Origin of the sequence: Frigoribacterium sp. 2-23 (assembly GCF_049601585.1) — a bacterium.
Taxonomy (GTDB): domain Bacteria; phylum Actinomycetota; class Actinomycetes; order Actinomycetales; family Microbacteriaceae; genus Frigoribacterium.
The window spans coordinates 2,163,954-2,185,225 of the sequence record NZ_CP187126.1; the positions used below are offsets into that span (position 1 = coordinate 2,163,954).

The following is a 21,272-nucleotide window of genomic DNA, read 5'->3' on the forward strand; positions in this document are numbered from 1 at the left end:
GCGCGCTCCTGAGACAAATCCACCTGGATCAGCCCGCAATTTTAGCAAGCCTAGCGGCCACGGCCCTGAGAGGTCGCCCCCGTGAGAGGGCTGCCGCTCGGGCCGTGGCCGCTGGTCACCGCACGCGCCGGTCGACCCGGCGCAGGTCTCGGGCTATCCCGCGAATCCTGCCTTCAACGCCGTCGCCGCCTCCTGCAGCTCGGCGGCGTCCTGGTCGAGGCCGATGACGCCGTAGTCCCAGCCCTTCCGGCGGTAGACCACACTCGGTCGCTCCGTCTCGGCGTCGATGAAGAGATAGAAATCGTGACCGACCAGCTCCATGTAGTAGAGCGCGTCGTCCACGGTCATCGGCGTCGACGCGAAGACCTTCTTGCGGATGACGACAGGACAATAATCGTCTTCCGTCTCGTCGGCCGGCTCGGCGTCGATCACGGCGACGGCGCCGGTCCTGACCCGATCGATCGTCTCGGCGTCGGCTGGTGTCACGTCGACGGCACTGAAGGAGGCGCTGGACGCCTCGTGCAACGAGGTCGGCCGGTGCTGCCCCCGGTGCACCTTCTTGCGGTCCTTCGCGCGGCGGACGCGCTCGACCAGTCGGCCCAGGGCGAGGTCGAAGGCGACGTATTTGTCTCCCGCCGACGATTCGGCCCGGACGAGCGGCCCGGGGCCGATCAGCGTCAGCTCGACTCGATCGTCGCCGGCCTGTCCACCCGATTTCTCGTGGTGGCGCGACACCTTGATCTCGAGCGCCAACGCCTTGGTCGCGAGAGCCGCGACCTTGTCGGACTTGTCAGTGGCGTAGTCGCGGAAGCGATCGGTGATACCGACGTTTCGACCCGTGACGGAAATTTCCATGACGACCTCCTTGCTCTCGGCGTGCCACCCGGTTGAGCCAGGCGGTTGTCCTTTCACGCCTTTTCGCAACCGTAGCCACCCCGACACCTCCCTGTCACGGAAAACTCACAAGACGTTCATCTGCACAGGTGATTCCCCTGTTCGATCCGACCCGTCGACGCCGAGATGCGCCCGGCCCCGAGCCGAGCCCAGAGGTGTCGACGCGATGCAGGCGGCCGCGACGACGACACCGCCGGCGAGCCCGATGGCACGGGCCGCCTCGACGACCGTGCTACCCGTGGTGGTCACGTCGTCGACGATGACGACCTCGAGGCCGTCGAGTGGTCGCCGACATCGGAGCGACCCGTGCGTGCTGCGCTCGCGCGCTCCCCGACCGAGAGACTTCTGCGGCCCGCGCCGCCGCGCCATCGACAGGACCTGCCGCTCGAGCGGCACCCCCGCCGCCTTCGCCACGAGCTCGACCGGGTCGTATCCCCTCCGACGCAGCCCCGCTCTCGACGAGGGGACGGCCACCACGACGACGGGGCCCGTCGCGGCCGAGGCGGCCTGCGTCACGGCTGCCCGGAGGGCCGGTGCCAGGGCCGCCGCGAGACCGACTCGACCCCGTTGTTTGAACGCGAGCAGCGCCTCCCGGACTTCGTGCTCGTAGCGCAGCCCCGAGACGACGAGCGGCCCGCGCAGGAGCCGTTCGCTCGTCACGGCGGGGTGAAGCCGCTCGCGGCACCGGTCGCAGAGGGCCACGTCGGCCGCTCCGCACCCCGCGCAGTCGCGAGGCGAGACGACTCCGGTCGCCTCGCGGACGGCAGCGGCGAACGAGCGAAGGAGGCGCGGGTCACGGAGAGAGGTCGGCATGCTCCATCGTCGTTCCCGGGTCGCGGCCCGCGCCGCACCGAGGCCCCGCCTGTGCACGAGGGCGGGGCGGTGGAGGACCCGTTGGTGGGGAAAGAACGGGCAGCGTCGGAAGATTCGTCAGCGCTGTGTGGCGAGCAGGTCGGCCGTGATCCCGGTGCCCTGCCAACTGCTGCCGCGCGGCTCGAGCACGGCGCCCGTCGACGTGATGACACGCATCCGGTCGACGCCGTTCCCCCCGACGAGCATCACCGCGTCGGTCGAGAGTCGGCCGCTCGACCGTGACTCGCCCCCGACCTCCGCCACCGTGACCGTGGAACTGTCCCCGTCGTCGGTGAGAGTGGCGACCGTCGACTCGTCCGCCCAGGTCGCATCGACGGGGCGGCCGGTCGGGGCGGCCAGCTCGAGGGGGTCGCCCAGCCCGGTGGGCACCTTCTGGGCGTCGCGGATGACCGCCATGACGACGAGTCGACTCGCCCCGTCCACTTCGAGCAGGGCCGCCGCCCGGGTGCCGTCGCGCGACAGCCGGAACGACACCAGCGTCCCGGCCGCCGTCAGCTTCGACGCGATCGGATGCGGCACGCCGTCGGGGCCGAACGCGGTCAGCTCGCCAGCTGATGTCGCGACGGCCGACCAGAGGTAACCGAAGTCGTCCAGGGCGGGTGGGGCCAGGCCCTCGCGGGCGTCGACCCTCAGGGCGCTGCCGTCGTTACGGGCGAAGTACGAGCCCGACCGCGACCCGACGACGGCGAAGGACTGGTCGGAGGACAGCTCGACCGAGGTCGGCGAGAGCCCCACGACGGCGGACGAGACACCGGGTATGGCGCTGACCGACTTCGTCGAGGCGAAACCGAACTGCCCGCTCGAGAGCACGAGCGGCCTGGCATCGACTCCGGGGTCGCGGACGGGGGTCCCGAGACCGGAGTCGGGCACGGAGATCGGCGACGACTGCACCGTCAGCTGGACCGCGTTCACGGTCGCGACCGTCGAGAAGCTCGCCACGAGCTGCGCCTGCATCCGCGCGCGATCGGCCGGGCTCGCGCTCAGGGCATCCGCCGTGACGTCGACGCGGGCGGTGCCGTCGTCGACGGTGACGGCGTTCAACGACAGCTGCGTCCCCTCGGGGAAGGCCGACACCACGGCGCCCTGTAGCCACGCCGAGGGCCCCGCCAGGAGGGCGCTGACGATGCGGGTCGTGGTCGATGTGCGGGCGAGGAACCACCTCGTGTCGGGGACGAGGTACTTGTAGGTCGGGTCGTAGAAGTACACGGCGTGCGCCTGGAAGACGGAGTCGAACGCGGTCGGCGTGAGGACGATCCCGTCCGGGGCGGAGCTGATCCGCCATTGCCCGTTCTCCTGCACGAACTGGAACCCGAGCGTGGTGGACGACGTGTCCTCGGTCGGCACGTAGTGCCCGCCGTCGTCGACGGTGGCCGAGCTCGCGATCGTGTAGTCGAGCTTCGTGTCGCCGGTCCGCGTCGTGCTGCCGACACCGGGTCGGATGATGACGCTCGACCGCGGGTTCCAGGTCGAGGCGAACGACGACGCCAAGAACTGCCGGGCGACGGCGTAGTTGTCCTGGGGGCCCGTGCCCGCATCGATGAAGTCGCGCAGGATGCGCTCCTGGGAGCTGTCCGCCACCGGCCCGTTGGGTCGGAAGACGAAGTCGTTGACGCTGTTGTCGCTGATCGTGTCGCCCTGCTCGACCCGTCCGGTGTCGGGGATGGCGACGCATGCCGTCGCGCCGAGGGCGATGGCGACGGCGGCCGCCCCGACGGAGAGGAGGCGCGCGAGTGCCCGGCGCCTCGGTACCGCGAGTGTTCTGATCGTGGTCATCGGTGCGCCTCTCCGTCGTCGATCGTCCACGGGTCGACGACGCCCGACCAGGGCTCGCCCACGACGACGTCGGTGTCGTCGTCGTCGCCTGCGGGGGCCAGCCGGAGCGGCGACGTCGTGGCCGGTCGGCCGTGCTCCCGCGGCAGCGTCACGACGAACCTCGACCCGAGCCCGGGCCGTGACCACACCTCGAGGCGGCCGCCGTGCAGCGCGGCGTCCTCGGTGCTGATCGACAGCCCCAGCCCCGTGCCTCCGATCGTCCGCTTGCGCGAGGGGTCCGCGCGCCAGAAGCGGTCGAAGACCCGGGTGGCGTCCTCGGGGCGCATGCCGACGCCGTGGTCGCGCACGGCCACGGCCACGGCCTCGCTGTCGCTGTCGACCTCCACCTCGATGGGCCCGCCCTCGCCGTGCTCGATCGCATTGCCCAGCAGGTTGCGCAGGATGCGGCGGAGGCGACGAGGGTCGACCTCGGCGTCGAAATAGCCGCCCCGGGCATCGATCGTGATCTCGCTGCCGACCTCGTCGGCGAGCGGACGGTATTCGTCCACACCGTCCTCGACGAGTCGCACGACGTTCACGGCCTCCACGTCGAGTTCGACCGCACCCGCGTCGAACCGCGAGATCTCGAGCAGGTCGGCGAGCAGCAGCTCGAAGCGATCGACCTGGGTGTGCAGCAGCTCGGCCGTGCGGGCGGCCGACGGCGTGAAGGAGGTGCGCTGGTCGTACAGCACGTCCCCGGCCAGGCGGATGGTGGTGAGCGGCGTCCGGAGCTCGTGCGAGACATCGCTGACGAAGCGCTGCTGCACCCGCGAGAGCTCGGCGAGCTGGCTGATCTGGCGCTGCATGGCGTCGGCCATGCCGTTGAACGAGCGCCCCAGTGTCGCGACGACGTCCTCGCCCTTCTCGGGGATGCGCTCCTCGAGATGCCCGGCGGCGATCTTCTGGCTCGTCTCGGCAGCCACCCGCACCGGTCCGACCACGAGACGGACGACGACGAAGGTGATGACACCGATCAGCGCGACGAGCGCGAGTGACCCGATGGCGAGGGTGCGTTGCACGAAGCCGAGGGTGTTCTGCGCGTCGCTCAGGTCGTAGACGAGGTACAGCTCGTACTGCCCGGCCGTGGGAACCTGCAGGGTCGAGCCGACGGCGATGCCCGGCGCCGTGCCTCCGGACGGGAGCACGAGCGAGACCGGCTGCAGCGACAGCCGGTCGGTGTCGCCCGCGACGGCCTGCCGCAGCTCGGACGTGATCGCCGCGTCGGGGAAGTCGGGGCTCGCGATGTTCTGGATGGACTGCGCCGTGCTCTGACCCGGTGTCCGCAGGATGGCGATGCTCGTGCCGCCCGGGCTCGACGTCGACCCGAGGATGGCGCTCTGCGCCTCGTTCTGCAGCGCGTCGAGCTCGACCTGGTTCGCGTCCTCCGTCGCCGTCGCCGAGTCGAAGATGTTCTGTGCCAGGAGGGTCGCGCGCAGGGACTCGGACTCGACCTGGTCGCGGCGCTGGTCGTACAGGTTCGCGCCGATGCTCGCCGAGATCGCCGAGCCGACGACGGTGACGGCCACGCCCGACAGCACCACCGTGATCGCCACGGTGCGGAACTGCAGCGACGACCGCCAGAACGCGGCCAGTCGCGGTAGCCAGGTGCGCCAGCGCAGGCCGGTCACGAGGGGCCCGTCAGGAGCTCGCGCCGGCGCGGTAGCCGACACCGCGCACGGTGGTCACGATGCGCGGGTTGTCCGGGTCGTGCTCGACCTTGGCCCGCAGACGCTGCACGTGCACGTTCACGAGGCGCGTGTCGGCCTTGTAGTGATAACCCCAGACCTGTTCGAGCAGCATCTCGCGGGTGAACACCTGCTGGGGCTTGGACGCGAGCGCGAGCAGCAACTCGAACTCGAGCGGGGTCAGGGCGATGAGGTCGTCGCCGCGGCGGACCTCGTGGGCCGCCACGTCGAGACGGAGATCGCCGACGGCCAGGACGTCGTTGGTCGGCTCGGTGGCCGGTCGCAGCCGGGTGCGGATGCGCGCCACCAGCTCCTTGGGGTTGAACGGCTTGACGACGTAGTCGTCCGCGCCGCTCTCGAGCCCGCGCACGACGTCGGCGGTGTCGCTCTTCGCCGTCAGCATGATGATGGGCACACCGCTCTCGGCCCGGATCTGCCGGCACACCTCGATGCCGTCCGTTCCCGGCAACATCAGGTCGAGCAGCACCAGGTCGGGGCTCGCGTTCTTGAACGCGTCGAGCGCGGCGCTGCCATCGCTGCAGAAATGCGGTTCGAACTCGTCCGCACGCAACACGATGCCGATCATCTCGGCGAGCGCGGGGTCGTCGTCCACCACCAGGATGCGCGGGGTCATGGTCTCCGTCTTCGGCTCTGCCGCTCGAGCGGCGGCGCTTCCCGCCAAGATTAGTGCAGGAGGCGCGGTGCAGCTGGCACCGGCCCGCGCGCTATGGAAGCATGAAGGCACTCGTGGGGGCCACCGTGCGAGTCGACACACCGGGGGAACGATGACCGATCCGAACGCTTGGCAGACGCCCGGGGCACCGGATGGCGCCCGGCCGCAGCCCGCGCCCCCGGCGGCGCCACCGCTCGGCGCACCTCCGGTGGGTGCGCCTCCGGTGAGTGGACCGTATCCGGGCGCGCCGTATCCGGGCGCGCCGTATCCGGGCGCGTCGTATCCGGGCGCGCCGATGGCGGGTCCGTTCGGAGGCCCACCGCCGCAGCAGGGCGGCTGGACTCCCCCGCCGAAGCCCGGCCTCGTGCCGCTCCGACCCCTCGGCTTCGGCGAGATGCTCGGCGCGGCCTTCGCCGTGTTCCGCCGCAACCCGCGCACGACGTTCGGTACGGCGCTCCTCTCGCAGGTGATCGTCCTCGTCATCGCCGTGCTCGTCACGGGCGGCGTCGCCCTGGCGGCCTTCTCGCGCGTCGAGAGCGCCCTGCCGCAGGACCGGGACGCGGTCTCCGCCGGTGCGCTCGCGATCACCGCCCTGTCGACCCTGGTGCCCGTGGTGCTCTCCCTCGTCGTCAGTGCCGTGCTCCAAGGCCTCTTCGTCCTCGAGACGGCGCGCCAGACCCTCGGCGAGAAGCTGCGTCTCGGCGGTCTGTGGGCCCTCGCACGCGGTCGCCTGGGTGTGCTGATCGGATGGTCGCTGATCGTCGCTGCCGCGCTGCTCGTGGGTCTCGCGCTCGCGGTCGGCATCATCGCCCTCGGCGTGGCCCTGGGCGGGGCGGCGTTGGTCGCGGGCATCGTCCTCGGCATCCTGGCCTCCCTCGGCCTCGTCGTGGTCGCGCTCTGGCTGACGACGAAATTCGCACTCGTCCCCAGTGCCCTCGTCCTCGAGCGCATGACGCTCGGCCAGGCACTCCGTCGCTCGTGGTGGCTCACGCGGGGCGGACTCGGCTTCTGGCGCACGCTCGGCCTGCTGGCACTCGTCTTCGCCATGATCCAGTTCGCGACCCAGGTCGTCTCGACGCCGTTCTCCCTCCTGTTCGGCCTGCTCGGCGGGACGCTCTTCCCCACGGGAAACGTCGACGACACGAGCGGGCTGGTCGTCGCCGGGGTGACGTACCTCCTCACCATCGTCATCTCGGCGGTGATCACGGCGATCGGCTCGATCGTCCAGGCGGCGTCGATCGGTCTCGTCTACATCGACCTGCGCATCCGCTCCGAGGGCCTCGACCTCGAGCTCGTGCGCTACGTCGAACGACGCGCCGCCGGCGCCACCGATCAACCCGACCCGTACCGCACGCCGGGGCGCCCGTGACGGCCCTCGCATCGGCGCCGGGGATGGCGTACTCGGTCGTCGTCGCGGCTCCACTCGACCCGTCGGCCGACGAGGCGCGACGCTCGGTCGTCGAAGAGCTGACCAAGCCCGAGTACCTCGCGGCCCAACCCACCTGGATCGACCGACTCGCCCAGACGTTCAACGACTGGCTCGACAACCTGCACTTCGGCGACCTCGACGTGAACGCCGATCTCGCCCCCGTCGTCCTGGTCGCGATCGTCGTGGCCGTCCTCGTCGTGGTGTTCCTGGTCTACGGGGTACCCCGGTTGAACCGCCGCTCGAGCCGGGACGCCACGGTGTTCGGGGACGACGACGAGCGCGGCTCCGACGAGATCCGCGCCGCCGCGCGATCCGCCGCGGCCACCGGCGACTTCTCCACGGCGATCGTGGAGCAGTTCCGGGCCGTCGCCCGGTTCCTGTCCGAGCGGGGCGATCTGACGACGACGCCGGGCACGACCGCCCACTCCGTCGGCGAGCGCGCCGGGGCGCTCTTCCCCGAGCTGTCGGCGGACTTCGCGTTCAGCGCGCGCGCCTTCGACGAGGTGCGGTATCTCGACCGTGTCGGCACGGAGGACTCGTTCCGCCGAGTCGAGGCCCTCGACTCGGCCGTCCGGGGTCGGCGGGCGGCGGTCCGCCTGTGACGGTCACCACCCCGACCGCCCGAGCCGTGCTGACCCGGGCCCGGTTCTGGCTCGTCCTCCTGGCCATCGCGGTGGCGGCCGGCATCGTCGGTCTCGTCGTGCTCGGCACGGGAGCGACCGGCGGTCGTCCACTCGGCCCCGAGAACGCGCAGCCGACGGGTGCTCGCGCCGTCGCCGAGGTGCTGCGGCAGGACGGCATCGACGTCCGCGTCCGCGACTCGTTCGACCGCGCCGTCCGCGACGCCTCCCGGGCACCCGACGAGACGACGCTGCTGGTCGACGACGCGGGCGGCTACCTCTCCTCCGACCAGTGGACGCAGCTCGGCAAGGCCGCCGACCACGTCATCCTCGTCGCCCCCGACGGCCTCGCCCTCGACGCCCTCGCACCGCGGGTGAGTGCGGCGGGCACCGTCGACTCCCGCGTGGTCTCGCCCCGGTGCGACCTCCCGGCGCTCTCCCGGGCGAATCGTGTCGACATCGGAGGCCTCGCCTATGCCGCCGACTCGTCGGTCGGCACGCGGTGCCTGCCGAGCGACGACGGCTTCGGGGTCGTCGAGGTCGACGACGACGGGGTCCGCGTGACCGTGCTCGGTGCGACCCAGCCCCTCACGAACGCCTCGGTGAAGGACGACGACAACGCGGCGTTCGCACTCGCCCTGTTGGGGCAGAGCGACCGGCTCGTCTGGTACACGCCGTCGATCGGCGACATCGAGGACGGGGGCGGCACACTCGCCACCCTCACACCCGGGTGGGTGACGCCGTCGCTGATCGTGCTGGCCGTGGCGGGTATCGCCGCGGCCGTGTGGCGCGGCCGACGGCTCGGGCCGCTCGTGATCGAGAACCTCCCCGTCGTCGTGAAGGCGTCCGAGACGAGGGAGGGTCGAGCGCGTCTCTACTCGAGAGGCGCGTCCCGGGAACATGCCCTCGACCAGATCCGCATCGGCACCCTCGGTCGCCTGCAGCGCCGGACCGGGCTCCCGACGACGGCGACGGTCGACGACGTCGTCGGCCGCGTCGCCGGTCTGATCGGAGCCGATCCCCGCGCCGTGCGTCATGTGCTCGTCGACGCCCGCCCCCACACCGACCGGCAGCTGGTCGAGCTGAGCGACAGCCTGCTCGACCTCGAACGCGCCACCCACGAGGCGGTGGCTCCCTCGTGACCCGCACCGCGCCTCCTCGGCTCTCGACCGCACGCCCCCGCAGAAAGATGGACGCATGACCACAGAACTCCAGCAGACGTTCGGACGCGTACGCCACGAGGTCGGCAAAGCCGTCGTCGGGCAGGACGGGGCCGTCACGGGCCTGATCGTCACCCTGCTCGCCCAGGGTCACGCCCTGCTCGAGGGGGTGCCCGGGGTGGCGAAGACGCTGCTCGTGCGCGCCCTGAGCCACACGCTGTCGCTCGAGACGAACCGCGTGCAGTTCACGCCCGACCTGATGCCGGGTGACATCACGGGCTCGCTCGTCTACGACGCGAAGGCGTCGGAGTTCGAGTTCCGGGCGGGGCCGGTGTTCACGAACATCCTGCTCGCGGACGAGATCAACCGGACGCCGCCCAAGACGCAGTCGGCCCTCCTCGAGGCGATGGAGGAGCGCCAGGTCTCGGTCGACGGTGTCTCGCGAGCGCTGCCCACACCGTTCCTGGTCGCCGCGACCATGAACCCGGTCGAGTACGAGGGAACGTACACGCTGCCCGAGGCGCAGCTCGACCGGTTCCTGATGAAGCTCACGCTCGACCTGCCGCAACGCGACGCCGAGGTCGAGGTGCTGAGCCGGCACGCGGCCGGCTTCTCGCCCCGCGACCTGCGGGCCGCCGGCGTGACCGCCGTGCTGAGCGCCGACGACCTCACGCGCGCCCAGGCCGAGGTCGGACGCATCGGCGCGTCGCCCGACGTGCTCGCCTACATCGTCGACCTCGCCCGCGCCACCCGCGAGAGCCCCTCCGTCAAGATCGGGGTCAGCCCGCGCGGGTCTACCGCGCTGCTCGCGGCCAGCAAGGCCTGGGCCTGGCTGACCGGATTCGACCGGATCACGCCCGACCACGTGCAGGCGATGGCCCTGCCCGTCCTGCGCCACCGGCTCCAGCTGCGGCCCGAGGCCGAGCTGGAGGGCGTCGACGCCGACTCGATCCTGCGGTCCGTGCTGCAGCAGGTCCGGGTGCCGATCTAGCCATGGCCGTCACCGGATGGTTCGTCGCCCTGGTCGCGGTCGGCGTCGTGCCGATCGTGATCACGGGCGACCCGCTCGTCGCGGCGCTGTGGCTCGCCTTCGTGCTGCTGCTGGGCGCCGCCGACGTGCTGCTCGCCGCATCGCCCCGGGCCGTGCACCTGCGCCGCGAGCTGCCCGGCGCGCTCCGACTCGGCGAGAGCACTGCGGCCCGACTGATCCTCGTGAACGAGGGCCGCCGCACGCTGCGCGGTCTCGTCCGTGACGCGTGGGAGCCGTCGGCGGGTGCGTCGGCGACCCGGAGGCGCGTGACCGTCGCCCCGTCGGGTGCGGTCACGCAGACCACGACCCTCACCCCCTTCCGCCGAGGAGAGCGGCGGGCGGACAGCGTCACGATCCGCTCGATCGGGCCCCTCCATCTGGCCGGCCGCCAGGCGACCCTGGCCCTTCCCGGCGTGATCCGGGTCCTGCCGCGCTTCTCGTCGCGGAAGCACCTGCCGAGCCGGCTCGCCCGCCTCCGCGAGCTCGACGGGCGCACCAGCATCATGATCCGCGGGCAGGGCACCGAGTTCGACAGCCTCCGCGAGTACGTCCGCGGCGACGACGTCCGGTCGATCGACTGGCGGGCGACCGCGCGCCGGAGCGACCTCGTGGTGCGGACGTGGCGCCCCGAGCGCGATCGTCGAGTCGTCATCGTGGTCGACAGCGGCCGCACGTCGGCCGCGCGCATCGACGACGAGCCACGACTCGACACCGCGTTCGAGTCGGCTCTGCTGCTCGGCGCCCTGGCCTCGCGGGCCGGAGACCGGGTCGACCTCGTGGTGTTCGACCGACGGGTGCGCGGCCGGGTCCAGGGAGCGACCGGTGCCGCCCTGCTGTCGTCGATGGTCGACACGATGGCGCCGATCGACCCCGAGCTGGTCGAGACCGACTGGTCGGCGGTACCCGGGCTGGTCCGCTCGGTGACGTCGCATCGGGCCCTCGTCGTGCTCGCGACCACCGTCGACTCCCCCGGCTCGGCGCGCGGTCTGCTCGCGGCCGTACCGCAGCTCGCCCGCCAGCACCTCGTGGTGGTCGCGAGCGTCACCGACCCGACGCTCGAGGCCGACTCCCTCGCCCGTGACTCGAGCGAGGACGTCTACCGCGCGGCCGCGGCGGAACGTGCCCGACTCGATCAGGCCCGCGTGGCACTCGCCCTCGGCCGGGTGGGGGCCGACCTCGTCGCGGGGGCACCCGCCGATCTCCCTCCCGCCCTGGCGGACCGCTACCTGGCGCTCAAGGCCGCCGGGCGGCTCTGAACCTCAGCCCGCGACGAGTTGCCGGGCACCGGCCTCGAACTCGTCGAGGTCGCCCGTCTGGCCGGCCCGGTACGCGCGACCGCCGAGGACCCACTGATACGCCAGGAACCCGGCCAGGGCGACCGTGCCGATTCCGATCTTGATCACCCACGGCCACTCCTGGCGGGTGACGAAGCCCTCGATCACGCCCGAGACGAGCAGCGACAGCATCAGCCCGACCGCGATCGTGATGAGCGACCGGCCGTCCTCGGCGAGCGCCTGCCCTCTCGTGCGGGCCCCGGGTGCGATCCAGGACCAGAAGATCATGAGGCCCGCCGCCCCGGCGACGAAGATGCTGTAGAGCTCGAGCTGCCCGTGCGGGGCGATGTACAGGAAGAAATAGTCGAGGCGACCCTGCTCGGCCATGATGCCGGCCGAGATGCCGACGTTCATGGCGTTGCCGAATAGGGCGTACGGCACCCACACCCCCGTGATGCCGAAGGCCACGCATTGGGCGGCGATGAAGGCGTTGTTCGTCCAGACCTGGCCGGTGAACGACGACGGGGCGTTGTCCGAGTAGTAGTTGACGAAGTCCTGTGTGGCGAACTGCTCGCGGAACTCGGGACTGCCGAACGAGGCCAGCACGGCGGGCGTGGTCGCGGCCCAGACGGCGAACAGCGTCGCGATGAGCACGGTGGCGCCCGTGATCACGAGGGACGCCCAGCGCACGCGATAGAGCGCCGCGGGCAACTGCGCGACGAAGAACGTCGGCAGCTGGGCGGCGACGTTGCGCCCCGTACCCGTGAACCGGAGGCGGGCCCTCGACAAGGCGATGGACAACCGGTCGGACGTGCTGGACGCCCCGGCCGCCGTCTTCAGCGCGGACAGGTTCGACGCACCCGACTGGTACAGCTCGACCAGGCGATCGGCCTCGCGGCCGTCCAGCGAGCGACGCCGCGCGAGGCGGTCGAGTTCGGCCCAGTCCTCGCCGTGGGCGGCGGCGTACGCGTCGAGATCCATACTGGCTCGATCCTAGAGGCCCCGCTCGCCGGGGCGGCCATGATTGGATACCTTTCATGTCGGCTCGTCGATCCCGCCCCGTCGCTCCGGTCCGCCTCCGCGCCGACCAGGTCGAGTCCTTCGAGGCGGACGACGACGAGCTCGTCACCGGCGAGGCCGTCAGCCTCGAGCTCCGACCCACGAGCATCGTGCTGCGGGCGGCCGGCGCCCTGATCGACTACGCGATCTACGTCGTCCTGCTCATCGTGGCGATCATCCTGATCGGTGAGGCGAACCGGATCGGCCTCCTCGACGACAGCCTGTCGCAGGCCTTCGTGGTCGGCGCCCTGGCGTTCTGCTTCATCGTGCTGCCCGCGGTCGTCGAGACGGCGATGCGGGGCCGATCGGTCGGTCGCCTCGCGGTCGGGGCGCGCATCGTCCGCACGGACGGCGGCGCGATCGGGTTCCGACACGCCCTGACCCGGTCGCTGGTCGGTCTCTTCGAGTTCGTGTTCACCCTCGGCGGCACGGCCGTCGTCGTGGGGCTGCTGAACAAGTCCTCTCGCCGCCTCGGCGATCTGCTGGCCGGCACGTACAGCCGTCACGAGCGTGTCTCGGCGCGGCCCCGACCCGTGTTCGACGTGCCCTGGCCGCTGACCGGATGGGCCTCCGTCGCCGACGTCGGCCGGCTGCCCGATCCGCTGGCGAGGCGAGTGGCGTCCTTCCTGGCGCAGGCGCCCCGGATGTCGCCGGCCAGCCGTGCCCGGGTCGGCTACGAGCTCGCGGTCGAGACGTCGCCCTACGTCTCGCCCGTGCCCGACGTCGACCCCGAGACCTTCCTGATGGCGGTCTCCGCGCTCCGTCGGCATCGGGAAGGAGCCGCGCTGCAGCGCGAGGCCGCGCTGCTCGCTCGTCTCGAGCCAGCGCTCACCGCGGTGCCCTCCGGGTTCCCCGTCCGCTGATCACACGACGGCGGGCCGCCGACGACGCGTGGTCGTCGGCGGCCCGCCGTCGTGTGTCCGCTCAGTAGCGGTAGTGGTCGACCTTGTACGGCCCCTCCGGCTTCACGCCGATGTACGCCGCCTGCTCGTCCGTCAGGGTGGTGAGCTCGACGCCGAGGGCATCCAGGTGGAGGCGGGCGACTTTCTCGTCGAGGATCTTCGGCAGGACGTAGACGTCCGTCCCGTAGTTCTCGCGGTGCGCGTACAGCTCGATCTGGGCCAGCACCTGGTTCGTGAACGAGTTGCTCATCACGAACGAGGGGTGCCCGGTCGCGTTGCCGAGGTTCATCAGACGACCCTCGCTGAGCACGAGGATGCTGCGACCCGTCGGCAGGCGCCACTCGTGCACCTGGGGCTTGATCTCGATGCGCTCGGCGCCCGCAAGGGACTCGAGGCCGGCCATGTCGATCTCGTTGTCGAAGTGCCCGACGTTGGCGACGATCGCGAGGTGCTTGAGCCCCTGCAGGTGCTCCACGGTCACGACGTTGAGGTTGCCGGTGCCCGTGACGAGGATGTCGACGTCGCCGATCACGCTCTCGAGGCGCGCGACCTGGTAGCCGTCCATCGCCGCCTGCAGCGCGTTGATCGGGTCCACCTCGCTCACGATCACCCGCGCGCCCTGGCCGCGCAGCGCCTCCGCCGCACCCTTGCCGACGTCGCCGTAGCCGGCGACGAATGCGACCTTGCCGCCCATCAGCACGTCCGTGGCCCGGTTCAGGCCATCGGGCAGCGAGTGCCGGATGCCGTACTTGTTGTCGAACTTCGACTTCGTCACCGAGTCGTTGACGTTGATGGCGGGGAAGAGCAGCTCGCCGTCGCGGGCCAGCTCGTAGAGGCGGTGGACACCGGTCGTCGTCTCTTCGGTGACCCCCTGGATCTCGGCGCCGATCGTCGTGTAGCGGTCGGTCGAGGTGGCGAGCGACGCACGCAGTGTCTCGAGGACGACGCGGTACTCGTGGCTGTCACCCTCGGCCGCCTCCGGGACGGCGCCGGCGAGCTCGAACTCGCGCCCCTTGTGCACGAGCATGGTGGCGTCGCCGCCGTCGTCGAGGATCATGTTCGGGCCGGCCCACGAGGCTCCGGCCGCACCGGCCTCCGCCGACCAGTCGAAGATCTGGCTGGTGCACCACCAGTACTCTTCCAGCGTCTCGCCCTTCCAGGCGAACACCGGGACGCCCGCGGGCGCGTCGACGGTGCCGGTCGGGCCGACGACCACGGCGGCCGCCGCCTCGTCCTGCGTCGAGAAGATGTTGCAGCTGGCCCAGCGGACCTCGGCGCCGAGCGCCGTCAGCGTCTCGATCAGCACGGCCGTCTGCACGGTCATGTGCAACGAACCGGCGATGCGGGCGCCCTTGAGGGGCTGCGACGCCGCGAACTCGTCGCGCAGCGCCATGAGTCCCGGCATCTCGTTCTCGGCGAGACGGAGCTGGTGTCGGCCGGCCTCGGCGAGCGACAGATCGGCGATCTTGTAGGGGAGGGTGGTTGCGGCAGTGGGCATGTCCACCATTGTCGTCCACGGCTCAGGATGATGACGTGATCCCACCCCCAAAGAGTCGTTTGACAGTGTGGAGCGGTTCTCGCACACTGACCGCATGAAGCCGATCGACGATCTCCGGGCCACGGCACACCCCGTCCGACTGCAGCTGCTCTCGCTGGTGACCGGCGCCTCCTTCTCGGCCGCGGAGGCGGCGCGCGAACTCGGCCTGACGCAGGCCGCCGTGAGCTACCACCTGCGCGTGCTCGAACGGGTCGGCCTCGTCCGCGTCGTCGAGGTCGTGCGACTGCGGGGAGGCGAGGCCAAGCGCTATCGCCACGAGACGTCGTCACGGCCGTTCCGGCTCGACGACACGAAGGAGGCACGGAGCGAGCCCGAGGACGTCGCGCGCTACGTCGAGGCGATGACCGACGAGCTGCGACGACGCTCGTCCCGACGCGTCACAGGGCCGCAGATCTCGACCGATGCCGAACTGTGGGTCGACCCCGAGACCTGGCGCCGGGTCGTCACCCTCGTCGGGGAGGCCTCGGCCCTGCTGCACTCGTCGGCCGTGGCACCCCGCACTCCGGGAGCCACACCCGTCGCGATGACCGCCGCCCTGTTCCCGCTGCGACCGCCGGTACGACCGTGACCTCGGCCGGGCCGCTGACGTCCGCGCCGTTCCGCTGGCTGCTGGCTGCTCGCACGTCGAGCATCCTCGGCAACGCCGTCGCACCGATCGCGCTGGCCTTCGCGGTGCTCGACCTCACGGGGTCGGCCGCCGACCTCGGTCTCGTCGTCGCCGCCCGGTCCCTCGCGAACGTGGCCGTCCTGCTCTTCGGCGGGGTCCTCGCCGATCGGATGCGCCGCGACGTCGTCCTGGTCGGCACCTCGCTGGCCGCGGCCGCGACGCAGGGCATCGTCGCCGGGCTCGTGCTGAGCGGGCAGGCCACCGTGCCGACCCTCGTCGTCCTGAGCGTGCTGAACGGCGGGGTCGCCGCCCTCAGCCTCCCGGCGGCGGCCGCGCTCGTACCCCAGACCGTGCCGGCGACGCAGCTGCGGCCGGCGAACGCGCTGCTGCGATTGAGCCTGAATGCGTCGGGGATCGTCGGAGCGGCCGGAGGCGCGGGCCTCGTCGCCGCCGTCGGCCCGGGGTGGGGGCTCGCGGTCGACGCCGCGGGGTTCGCCGTGGCGGGCGGTCTCTATGCCCTGGTGCGCCTCCCCCGGTCGTCAGCCGCCGGTCTCGAGGGCGCGACCCGCGCCTCCTCCGTCTGGCGCGATCTCGGGGAGGGGTGGCAGGAGTTCTCGAGCCGGCGCTGGCTCTGGGTGGTCGTCGCCCAGTTCGCGGTGTTGAACGCCGCCTTCGTCGGCGCGACGACGGTGCTCGGACCGGTCGTCGCCGATGGGTCGTTCGGACGCGCCGTCTGGGGCCTCGTCGTCGCGGCCCAGACGGTCGGGCTCGCGGCCGGGGCCGTCGTCGCGCTGCGCTGGCGACCGAGGCGGGCCCTGGCCGTCGGCGTCGCCCTGATGGCCGTGACCGCCGTGCCGGTGGCGGCGCTCGGACTCGCCCCGCTCGTGCCGGTGCTGATCGCCGCGTTCTTCGCCGGAGGCGTCGCCCTCGAGATCTTCGCCATCTCGTGGGATCAGTCGGTGCAGACGCACGTGCCCGCCGATCGCCTGGCCCGGGTCTACTCGTTCGACATGGTCGGGTCGTTCGTCGCGATCCCGGTCGGCGAGGTCGTCGTCGGGCCGGTCGCCGAGGCGGTGGGCGTCGCGCCGACGCTGCTCGGCTGCGCCGTGCTCATCGTGCTCGCGACCGCTGCCGCCCTGACGGTCCCCGAGGTGCGCCGACTCTCGGTCGCCGATCCCCGCAACGATGTGTCGCGAACGGTCGATGTTCGGGACGAACATCCACCCGACGCGACACATCGTTGAGGGGGGTACGAGGCGCCCGTTACTCGTAACGGAGGGACGTGACCGGGTCGGCGCGGGCGGCCCGCGCGGCCGGCAGTGTCCCGGCGACGAACGCGACCGCCATGACGACGAGCACGATGGTGATCACGGAAACGGGGTCGAACGCGATCAACGTGAGACCCGGCAACCCGGACAGGACGGACCCCGACAGCGCAGCGCTGATCCCGGTGCCCGCACCGATCGCGACGACGACGCCGAGTGCGCTGCCGAGCAGCCCGATGAACACGGCCTCGAGGCTGAACAGGGCGAAGACACGCCCGCTGCTCATGCCCATCGCCTTCATCAGGCCGATCTCGCGGGTGCGCTCCTGCACGGACATGTACAGCGTGTTGACGATGCCGAAGGCCGCGGCGAGCAGAGCGATCACGGCGAACGCGTTGAGCACGAGGACGATGCCGTCGATCACGGTCTGCACCGTGCCGAGCTGGTCGGCGACGGTCTGTCCGGTGTAGCCGGCGTCCGTCAGCCGCGTCTTCAGGGCGTCGACGTCGGCCGTCGACGCCCCCGATGCGAACGTGATCGTGGCGGTGGCATAGCGGTCGGCCTGGTCGGCGGCGATGCCTGTCTCCTGGGCGGTCCAGAGCTCGTCGACGAACGCGGTGTTCGCGGTGGCGCTGGGGCCGGCCGCCGAGACGATGCTGGCGTCGGCGACACCGACGACGGTCGCCGGGACGACGTGCTGCGTCCGCGTGGCATCCGCGACGGCGACGGAGACCGTCGATCCGACGGCCGCCTTGGCGTCCGCGAAGCCGAGCGCCGACACGTACGAGGTGGGCAGCACGACCTGGGCGGCCGTCGCACGGTCGTCGGGTTGTTCGCCGTCGACCAGTTGCACCTTCTGCCCCGGGACGAGACCCGAGACGCTGACCACGTAGCGGTCGCTCGCGCCCGTCTCGATGTACTCGGCCGAGACGGCCTTGGTGGCCTGGACGGCCGTCACGCCGTCGATCCCGCGCAGGGTGGTCAGGTCGGCGGGCGTCAGCGCCGAGACCGTCGATCCCGGTCGCCCCTGCGTGCTGGCCACCGCGTCGGGGTCGTACTTCGCCGGTGCGGCGTCGGCCGAGGGGAAGCCCGCCGACGACGTGTCCGTCTTGCTGACCGTCATCGTGTCCGTCGAGCCGACGGCACCCACGGTGTTCGCGATGTAGGCGTTGATCCCCGTGCCGAGCCCGCTCGTCAGGGCGAGGGTGAACGCGCCGACGAAGATCGACAGGACGGTGAGGACGAGCCGCGTCTTCGAGCGGAACGTGTTGGCGACGGCCGAGCCGACGAGGTCGAGGGGTCTCATGCCGCCACCGCCCGGGTGTCGTCGACGAGCAGGCCGTCGCGGATGTGCAGCCGCCGATCGCAGCGGGCGGCGAGGTCCTCGTCGTGGGTGACGATGATGAGGGTGATGCCGTGCTCGCGGTTCAGGTCGAACAGGATGTCCTCGACGACCGCACCGGTCGCGGTGTCGAGGTTGCCCGTCGGCTCGTCCGCGAAGATGATGCGCGGGTCGTTGATCAGGGCACGCGCGATGACGGTGCGCTGCTTCTGCCCACCCGACAGGTCGTTCGCCCGGTTGCCGGCCTTGTCGGCGAGCTCGAGCTGCTCCAGCACCGCGAGACCACGACGCCGTCGTTCGCGTCGGGGCACGCCCGCGATGGTCAGCGGCAGCGTGACGTTGTCGAGCACCGACGTGCCCGCGGTCAGGAAGAACTGCTGGAAGACGAATCCGAACGTGCGGTTGCGCGTCTCGTCGAGCGCCCGCCCCTTGAGGGTGCGCGTGTCGACGCCCTCGAGGTCGATGTCGCCCGACGTGGGCGCGTCGAGCAGGGCCAGCACGTGCATGAGCGTCGACTTGCCCGAGCCGCTCTTGCCGATGATGGCGAGGCTCTCGCCCGCGGCCACGTCGAACGAGACGCCCTTGAGCGCGTCGAAGCGATCGTCACCGCGGCCGTACGACCGACGGACGTCTCGCACCGAGAGGATCGGTGTCGTCATGGGGTCCTCCTTGTAGGACAGGACGGCCGTTCGGCCGCTTCGTCCATGGTCCCGAGACTCAGCCCGCGGCACGTCAGCCCAGCGCGGTGACCGTGCGTACCGCGCCCGCGGTACGTCGGGTGATCCGTGGCGACGATGCCCGCGACGACGCCGTGCTCCACACTGGGGGGATGCAGCAGCGAGCGGGCACCGACGGCGTGCGTCCCCCCGGCAGCGGGTTCCGGCTGCCCGCCCCGCTGATGGACGTGCTGCCGACCCTCGTCGTGCTCGCCCTCGCGTTCGCGCCCTTCCCCGAGCGGCAGTTCCGGGCCGACGACGCGGTGTCGCTGACCGTCGCGCTCCTGCCGATCCCGGCCCTGCTCGTCCGCCGCCGCTGGCCCCTCCCGGTGCTCGTCGTCTGCGTCGCCCTGTTCGGCGTGGGCGCCCTCGGCGACGTCCTCGCGCCCGGCATCGTGTTCGCGGTCGCCGTCTCGATGTTCGGCGTGGCCCATCGGACCACCCGCCGCATCACGGTCATCGCGGCGGCCGGGGCGATCGTGGCCGTGGCCGGCCTGAGCCTCCTCGCGTCCCTCGGCACCGTCTTCGACCCCCGCAGCGTGCAGTTCGCCGTCACCATCGCGTTCGCGGCCGCCGCCGGCGACGCCACCCGGTCCCGTCGCGCCTACCTGGAGGCGACCGTCGAACGCGCCGAGCGGGCCGAGCGCACGCGCGAAGCCGAGGCCCGCCGACGCGTCAGCGAGGAACGCCTCCGCATCGCGCGCGACCTGCACGACGCCGTCGCGCACCAGATCGCCGTCATCAGCCTCAACGCCGGAGTCGCGTCGTCGGCCCTCGAGACGAGACCCGACAAGGCCAAGGAGGCGCTGGTCACCATCCGAGGAGCCTCCCGCACCGTCCTCGGCGAGATCGGCGACCTGCTCGACATGCTGCGCCGCGACGACGACCCCGACGGGCCTGCTGCTGCCGGCGCCGAGTCGCCCCAGGCCGGTCTCGCCCGCCTGGACGACCTCGTCGCGCAGTTCGAGGCGGGCGGCCTCGCCGTCACCGTCCGGGTCGACGGCGACCTCGCGGTCGTCCCCGGGGCACCGGACGCCGTCGCCTATCGCGTCGTCCAGGAGGGTCTGACCAACGCGCAGAAGCACGGCGCTCGCGACCGCGCGCACATCCATCTCGACGCCACCCCGCGGGCGCTCGTCGTCGCGGTGACGAACCCGATCGACCCGACCACGGACCGGCTCGCGGGCGACGACGTGCCCGTCGGGGCTCGACCAGCCGCCGTACCCCGCGAGGCGCGGCACGGCGGCTACGGGCTGCTCGGTCTGCGCGAACGCGTCGCGAGCGTCCGTGGCACGCTCGACGCCGGACCGACCCCCGGCGGCTGGCGCCTCGCCGCCACGCTGCCCGTGACCGAGGAGACCCCCACCCCATGACCACCGTCCTCGTCGTCGACGATCAGCCGCTCATCCGCCAGGCCGTCGGCGACATCCTCGAGTCGCGACCCGACGTCACGGTCGTCGGCACCGCGGCGGACGGCCTCGAGGCGGTCGAGCTCGCCGGGCGCCTGAAGCCCGACATCGTGCTGATGGACATCCGCATGCCGCACCTCGACGGGATCGCGGCGACGGCCGCGATCTGCGCCGACCCGACCCTCGTCGAGACCCGGGTGCTCATCCTCACGACCTTCGAGGAGGACGACTACCTCGTGGCGGCGCTCCGGGCCGGGGCGAGCGGGTTCATCGGCAAGGGCGCGGAGCCCGACGACATCGTGCGCGCCGTGCTGGCCGTGCACGCGGGCGACGCCCTGCTCTCCCCCACCGCGACGCGGAGCCTGATCAGCCGTTACGTCCTGGGTCCGGCCGCCGAGCACGGCGCGGCGGCCGGCGGCGGCGCAGCCCCGCGACCGCATCCGCCCGAGGCGGCCGGCCTCACCGAACGCGAGCTCGACGTGCTGCTGCTCGTCGCGCAGGGGCTGTCGAACCAGCAGATCGCCGACTCCTTCGTCATCTCGCCACACACGGTGAAGACGCACGTCAACCGCATCATGACGAAGCTCGCGGCCCACGATCGGGCCCAACTCGTCGTCTTCGCCTACGAGACGGGTCTCGTGAGACCGCCCGTCGACCGGGACGCCGCTACGACCGCACGAGCCGAGCGATCGCGTCCGACGCCTCTTTGATCTTCTGCTCGGCGACGTCGCCGCCCTCGCGGGCGGCCTCGGCCACGCAGTGCGCCAGGTGATCGTCGAGCAGTTGCAAGGCGACCGTCTCGAGCGCCTTCGTCGCCGCGCTGACCTGGGTGAGGACGTCGATGCAGTACGTGTCGTCCTCGACCATGCGCTGGATGCCACGCACCTGGCCCTCGGCGCGGCGCAGCCGCTTCAGGATCTGCTCCTTGTCGCCCACGTACCCGTGCTGGTGTTCCGACACCGCG

General features: G+C 71.8%; 20 protein-coding genes. 10 read left to right on the top strand and 10 right to left on the bottom strand.

The window, feature by feature from the left end; all coding sequences use genetic code 11:
- Positions 1-153: 153 nt before the first annotated feature.
- The 5 genes from hpf to mtrA all read right to left on the bottom strand — a co-directional run bounded on the left by hpf (position 154) and on the right by mtrA (position 5,898).
- Positions 154-855 (bottom strand): ribosome hibernation-promoting factor, HPF/YfiA family, encoded by a 702-nt coding sequence (gene hpf, locus ACPEEZ_RS10180; protein WP_423918318.1) that lies wholly within the window; start codon positions 853-855, stop codon positions 154-156.
- 105 nt (positions 856-960) lie between these two features.
- Positions 961-1,707, bottom strand: coding sequence for a ComF family protein (locus ACPEEZ_RS10185; RefSeq protein WP_423918321.1), 747 nt, complete (start codon positions 1,705-1,707; stop codon positions 961-963).
- A gap of 117 nt (positions 1,708-1,824) precedes the next feature.
- Positions 1,825-3,540 carry an LpqB family beta-propeller domain-containing protein gene (locus ACPEEZ_RS10190; RefSeq protein WP_423918323.1) on the bottom strand — a complete coding sequence of 572 codons (1,716 nt, stop codon included), beginning with the start codon at positions 3,538-3,540 and terminating at the stop codon, positions 1,825-1,827.
- Entirely contained in the window at positions 3,537-5,207 is a 1,671-nt protein-coding gene (gene mtrB, locus ACPEEZ_RS10195; protein ID WP_423918326.1) for an MtrAB system histidine kinase MtrB, read from the bottom strand. Before mtrB ends, ACPEEZ_RS10190 begins: the two co-directional genes overlap by 4 nt.
- Positions 5,208-5,217: 10 nt before the next feature.
- Positions 5,218-5,898 (bottom strand): MtrAB system response regulator MtrA, encoded by a 681-nt coding sequence (mtrA, locus tag ACPEEZ_RS10200; RefSeq protein ID WP_423918329.1) that lies wholly within the window; start codon positions 5,896-5,898, stop codon positions 5,218-5,220.
- 262 nt (positions 5,899-6,160) lie between these two features.
- Between mtrA and ACPEEZ_RS10205 the strand changes: the two genes are divergently transcribed.
- The 5 genes from ACPEEZ_RS10205 to ACPEEZ_RS10225 are packed head-to-tail and all read left to right on the top strand — an operon-like array spanning position 6,161 to position 11,432.
- The gene (locus ACPEEZ_RS10205) at positions 6,161-7,306 is read left to right on the top strand and encodes a hypothetical protein (protein WP_423918332.1); all 1,146 of its coding nucleotides are present in this window, start codon (positions 6,161-6,163) and stop codon (positions 7,304-7,306) included.
- A complete protein-coding gene (locus tag ACPEEZ_RS10210; protein ID WP_423918334.1) occupies positions 7,303-7,968 on the top strand; it encodes a DUF4129 domain-containing protein in 666 nt (221 codons plus the stop codon). The genes ACPEEZ_RS10205 and ACPEEZ_RS10210 overlap by 4 nt, the downstream gene beginning before the upstream one ends.
- Positions 7,965-9,128: a DUF4350 domain-containing protein gene (locus ACPEEZ_RS10215; protein ID WP_423918336.1), complete on the top strand. Its 1,164-nt coding sequence runs from the start codon at positions 7,965-7,967 to the stop codon at positions 9,126-9,128. Before ACPEEZ_RS10210 ends, ACPEEZ_RS10215 begins: the two co-directional genes overlap by 4 nt.
- Before the next feature lie 55 nt (positions 9,129-9,183).
- Entirely contained in the window at positions 9,184-10,137 is a 954-nt protein-coding gene (locus ACPEEZ_RS10220; RefSeq protein WP_423918339.1) for an AAA family ATPase, read from the top strand.
- A 2-nt stretch (positions 10,138-10,139) separates the two neighbouring features.
- Positions 10,140-11,432 carry a DUF58 domain-containing protein gene (locus tag ACPEEZ_RS10225; RefSeq protein WP_423918342.1) on the top strand — a complete coding sequence of 431 codons (1,293 nt, stop codon included), beginning with the start codon at positions 10,140-10,142 and terminating at the stop codon, positions 11,430-11,432.
- 3 nt (positions 11,433-11,435) lie between these two features.
- Here ACPEEZ_RS10225 and ACPEEZ_RS10230 read toward each other — a convergent pair whose 3' ends face one another.
- Positions 11,436-12,431 carry a stage II sporulation protein M gene (locus ACPEEZ_RS10230; RefSeq protein WP_423918345.1) on the bottom strand — a complete coding sequence of 332 codons (996 nt, stop codon included), beginning with the start codon at positions 12,429-12,431 and terminating at the stop codon, positions 11,436-11,438.
- A gap of 56 nt (positions 12,432-12,487) precedes the next feature.
- On the opposite strand from ACPEEZ_RS10230, the gene ACPEEZ_RS10235 reads away from it, so the two are divergent.
- On the top strand, positions 12,488-13,372 hold the full coding sequence (locus ACPEEZ_RS10235; protein WP_423918348.1) for an RDD family protein: 885 nt from the start codon (positions 12,488-12,490) through the stop codon (positions 13,370-13,372).
- 61 nt (positions 13,373-13,433) lie between these two features.
- On the opposite strand, the gene ahcY is transcribed toward ACPEEZ_RS10235, so the two are convergent.
- Positions 13,434-14,909, bottom strand: coding sequence for an adenosylhomocysteinase (ahcY, locus tag ACPEEZ_RS10240; RefSeq protein WP_423918350.1), 1,476 nt, complete (start codon positions 14,907-14,909; stop codon positions 13,434-13,436).
- A gap of 94 nt (positions 14,910-15,003) precedes the next feature.
- Between ahcY and ACPEEZ_RS10245 the strand changes: the two genes are divergently transcribed.
- Both ACPEEZ_RS10245 and ACPEEZ_RS10250 read left to right on the top strand, forming a co-directional pair.
- Positions 15,004-15,537, top strand: a complete 534-nt coding sequence (locus ACPEEZ_RS10245; RefSeq protein ID WP_423918353.1) for a helix-turn-helix domain-containing protein — start codon at positions 15,004-15,006, stop codon at positions 15,535-15,537.
- Entirely contained in the window at positions 15,534-16,820 is a 1,287-nt protein-coding gene (locus tag ACPEEZ_RS10250; protein ID WP_423918356.1) for an MFS transporter, read from the top strand. The genes ACPEEZ_RS10245 and ACPEEZ_RS10250 overlap by 4 nt, the downstream gene beginning before the upstream one ends.
- 19 nt (positions 16,821-16,839) lie before the next feature.
- Here the strand turns inward: ACPEEZ_RS10250 and ACPEEZ_RS10255 are convergent, their stop codons facing one another.
- Together ACPEEZ_RS10255 and ACPEEZ_RS10260 are read right to left on the bottom strand one after the other, a co-directional pair.
- Positions 16,840-18,147: an ABC transporter permease gene (locus ACPEEZ_RS10255; RefSeq protein ID WP_423918359.1), complete on the bottom strand. Its 1,308-nt coding sequence runs from the start codon at positions 18,145-18,147 to the stop codon at positions 16,840-16,842.
- Complete coding sequence (locus ACPEEZ_RS10260) at positions 18,144-18,842, bottom strand: ABC transporter ATP-binding protein (protein WP_423918362.1); 699 nt, start codon at positions 18,840-18,842, stop codon at positions 18,144-18,146. Before ACPEEZ_RS10260 ends, ACPEEZ_RS10255 begins: the two co-directional genes overlap by 4 nt.
- Positions 18,843-19,012: 170 nt before the next feature.
- On the opposite strand from ACPEEZ_RS10260, the gene ACPEEZ_RS10265 reads away from it, so the two are divergent.
- A complete protein-coding gene (locus ACPEEZ_RS10265) occupies positions 19,013-20,272 on the top strand; it encodes a sensor histidine kinase (RefSeq protein ID WP_423918365.1) in 1,260 nt (419 codons plus the stop codon).
- Positions 20,269-21,018 (top strand): response regulator, encoded by a 750-nt coding sequence (locus ACPEEZ_RS10270; protein WP_423918368.1) that lies wholly within the window; start codon positions 20,269-20,271, stop codon positions 21,016-21,018. Before ACPEEZ_RS10265 ends, ACPEEZ_RS10270 begins: the two co-directional genes overlap by 4 nt.
- Here ACPEEZ_RS10270 and ACPEEZ_RS10275 read toward each other — a convergent pair.
- Positions 20,975-21,268: a metal-sensitive transcriptional regulator gene (locus tag ACPEEZ_RS10275; protein ID WP_423918370.1), complete on the bottom strand. Its 294-nt coding sequence runs from the start codon at positions 21,266-21,268 to the stop codon at positions 20,975-20,977. The two genes, ACPEEZ_RS10270 and ACPEEZ_RS10275, sit on opposite strands and share 44 nt — an antisense overlap.
- Between the last annotated feature and the right edge of the window lie 4 nt (positions 21,269-21,272).

Bases quoted from the DNA above. Each gene is read 5' to 3' on its own strand.
- ACPEEZ_RS10270 (WP_423918368.1), top strand. From the start codon at position 20,269: ATGACCACCGTCCTCGTCGTCGACGATCAGCCGCTCATCCGCCAGGCC.
- ACPEEZ_RS10225 (WP_423918342.1), top strand. From the start codon at position 10,140: ATGGCCGTCACCGGATGGTTCGTCGCCCTGGTCGCGGTCGGCGTCGTG.
- mtrA (WP_423918329.1), bottom strand. From the start codon at position 5,898: ATGACCCCGCGCATCCTGGTGGTGGACGACGACCCCGCGCTCGCCGAG.
- ACPEEZ_RS10220 (WP_423918339.1), top strand. From the start codon at position 9,184: ATGACCACAGAACTCCAGCAGACGTTCGGACGCGTACGCCACGAGGTC.
- hpf (WP_423918318.1), bottom strand. From the start codon at position 855: ATGGAAATTTCCGTCACGGGTCGAAACGTCGGTATCACCGATCGCTTC.
- ACPEEZ_RS10185 (WP_423918321.1), bottom strand. From the start codon at position 1,707: ATGCCGACCTCTCTCCGTGACCCGCGCCTCCTTCGCTCGTTCGCCGCT.
- ACPEEZ_RS10245 (WP_423918353.1), top strand. From the start codon at position 15,004: ATGAAGCCGATCGACGATCTCCGGGCCACGGCACACCCCGTCCGACTG.
- ACPEEZ_RS10255 (WP_423918359.1), bottom strand. From the start codon at position 18,147: ATGAGACCCCTCGACCTCGTCGGCTCGGCCGTCGCCAACACGTTCCGC.
- ACPEEZ_RS10230 (WP_423918345.1), bottom strand. From the start codon at position 12,431: ATGGATCTCGACGCGTACGCCGCCGCCCACGGCGAGGACTGGGCCGAA.
- ACPEEZ_RS10190 (WP_423918323.1), bottom strand. From the start codon at position 3,540: ATGACCACGATCAGAACACTCGCGGTACCGAGGCGCCGGGCACTCGCG.
- ahcY (WP_423918350.1), bottom strand. From the start codon at position 14,909: ATGCCCACTGCCGCAACCACCCTCCCCTACAAGATCGCCGATCTGTCG.
- ACPEEZ_RS10235 (WP_423918348.1), top strand. From the start codon at position 12,488: ATGTCGGCTCGTCGATCCCGCCCCGTCGCTCCGGTCCGCCTCCGCGCC.
- ACPEEZ_RS10265 (WP_423918365.1), top strand. From the start codon at position 19,013: ATGCAGCAGCGAGCGGGCACCGACGGCGTGCGTCCCCCCGGCAGCGGG.
- ACPEEZ_RS10260 (WP_423918362.1), bottom strand. From the start codon at position 18,842: ATGACGACACCGATCCTCTCGGTGCGAGACGTCCGTCGGTCGTACGGC.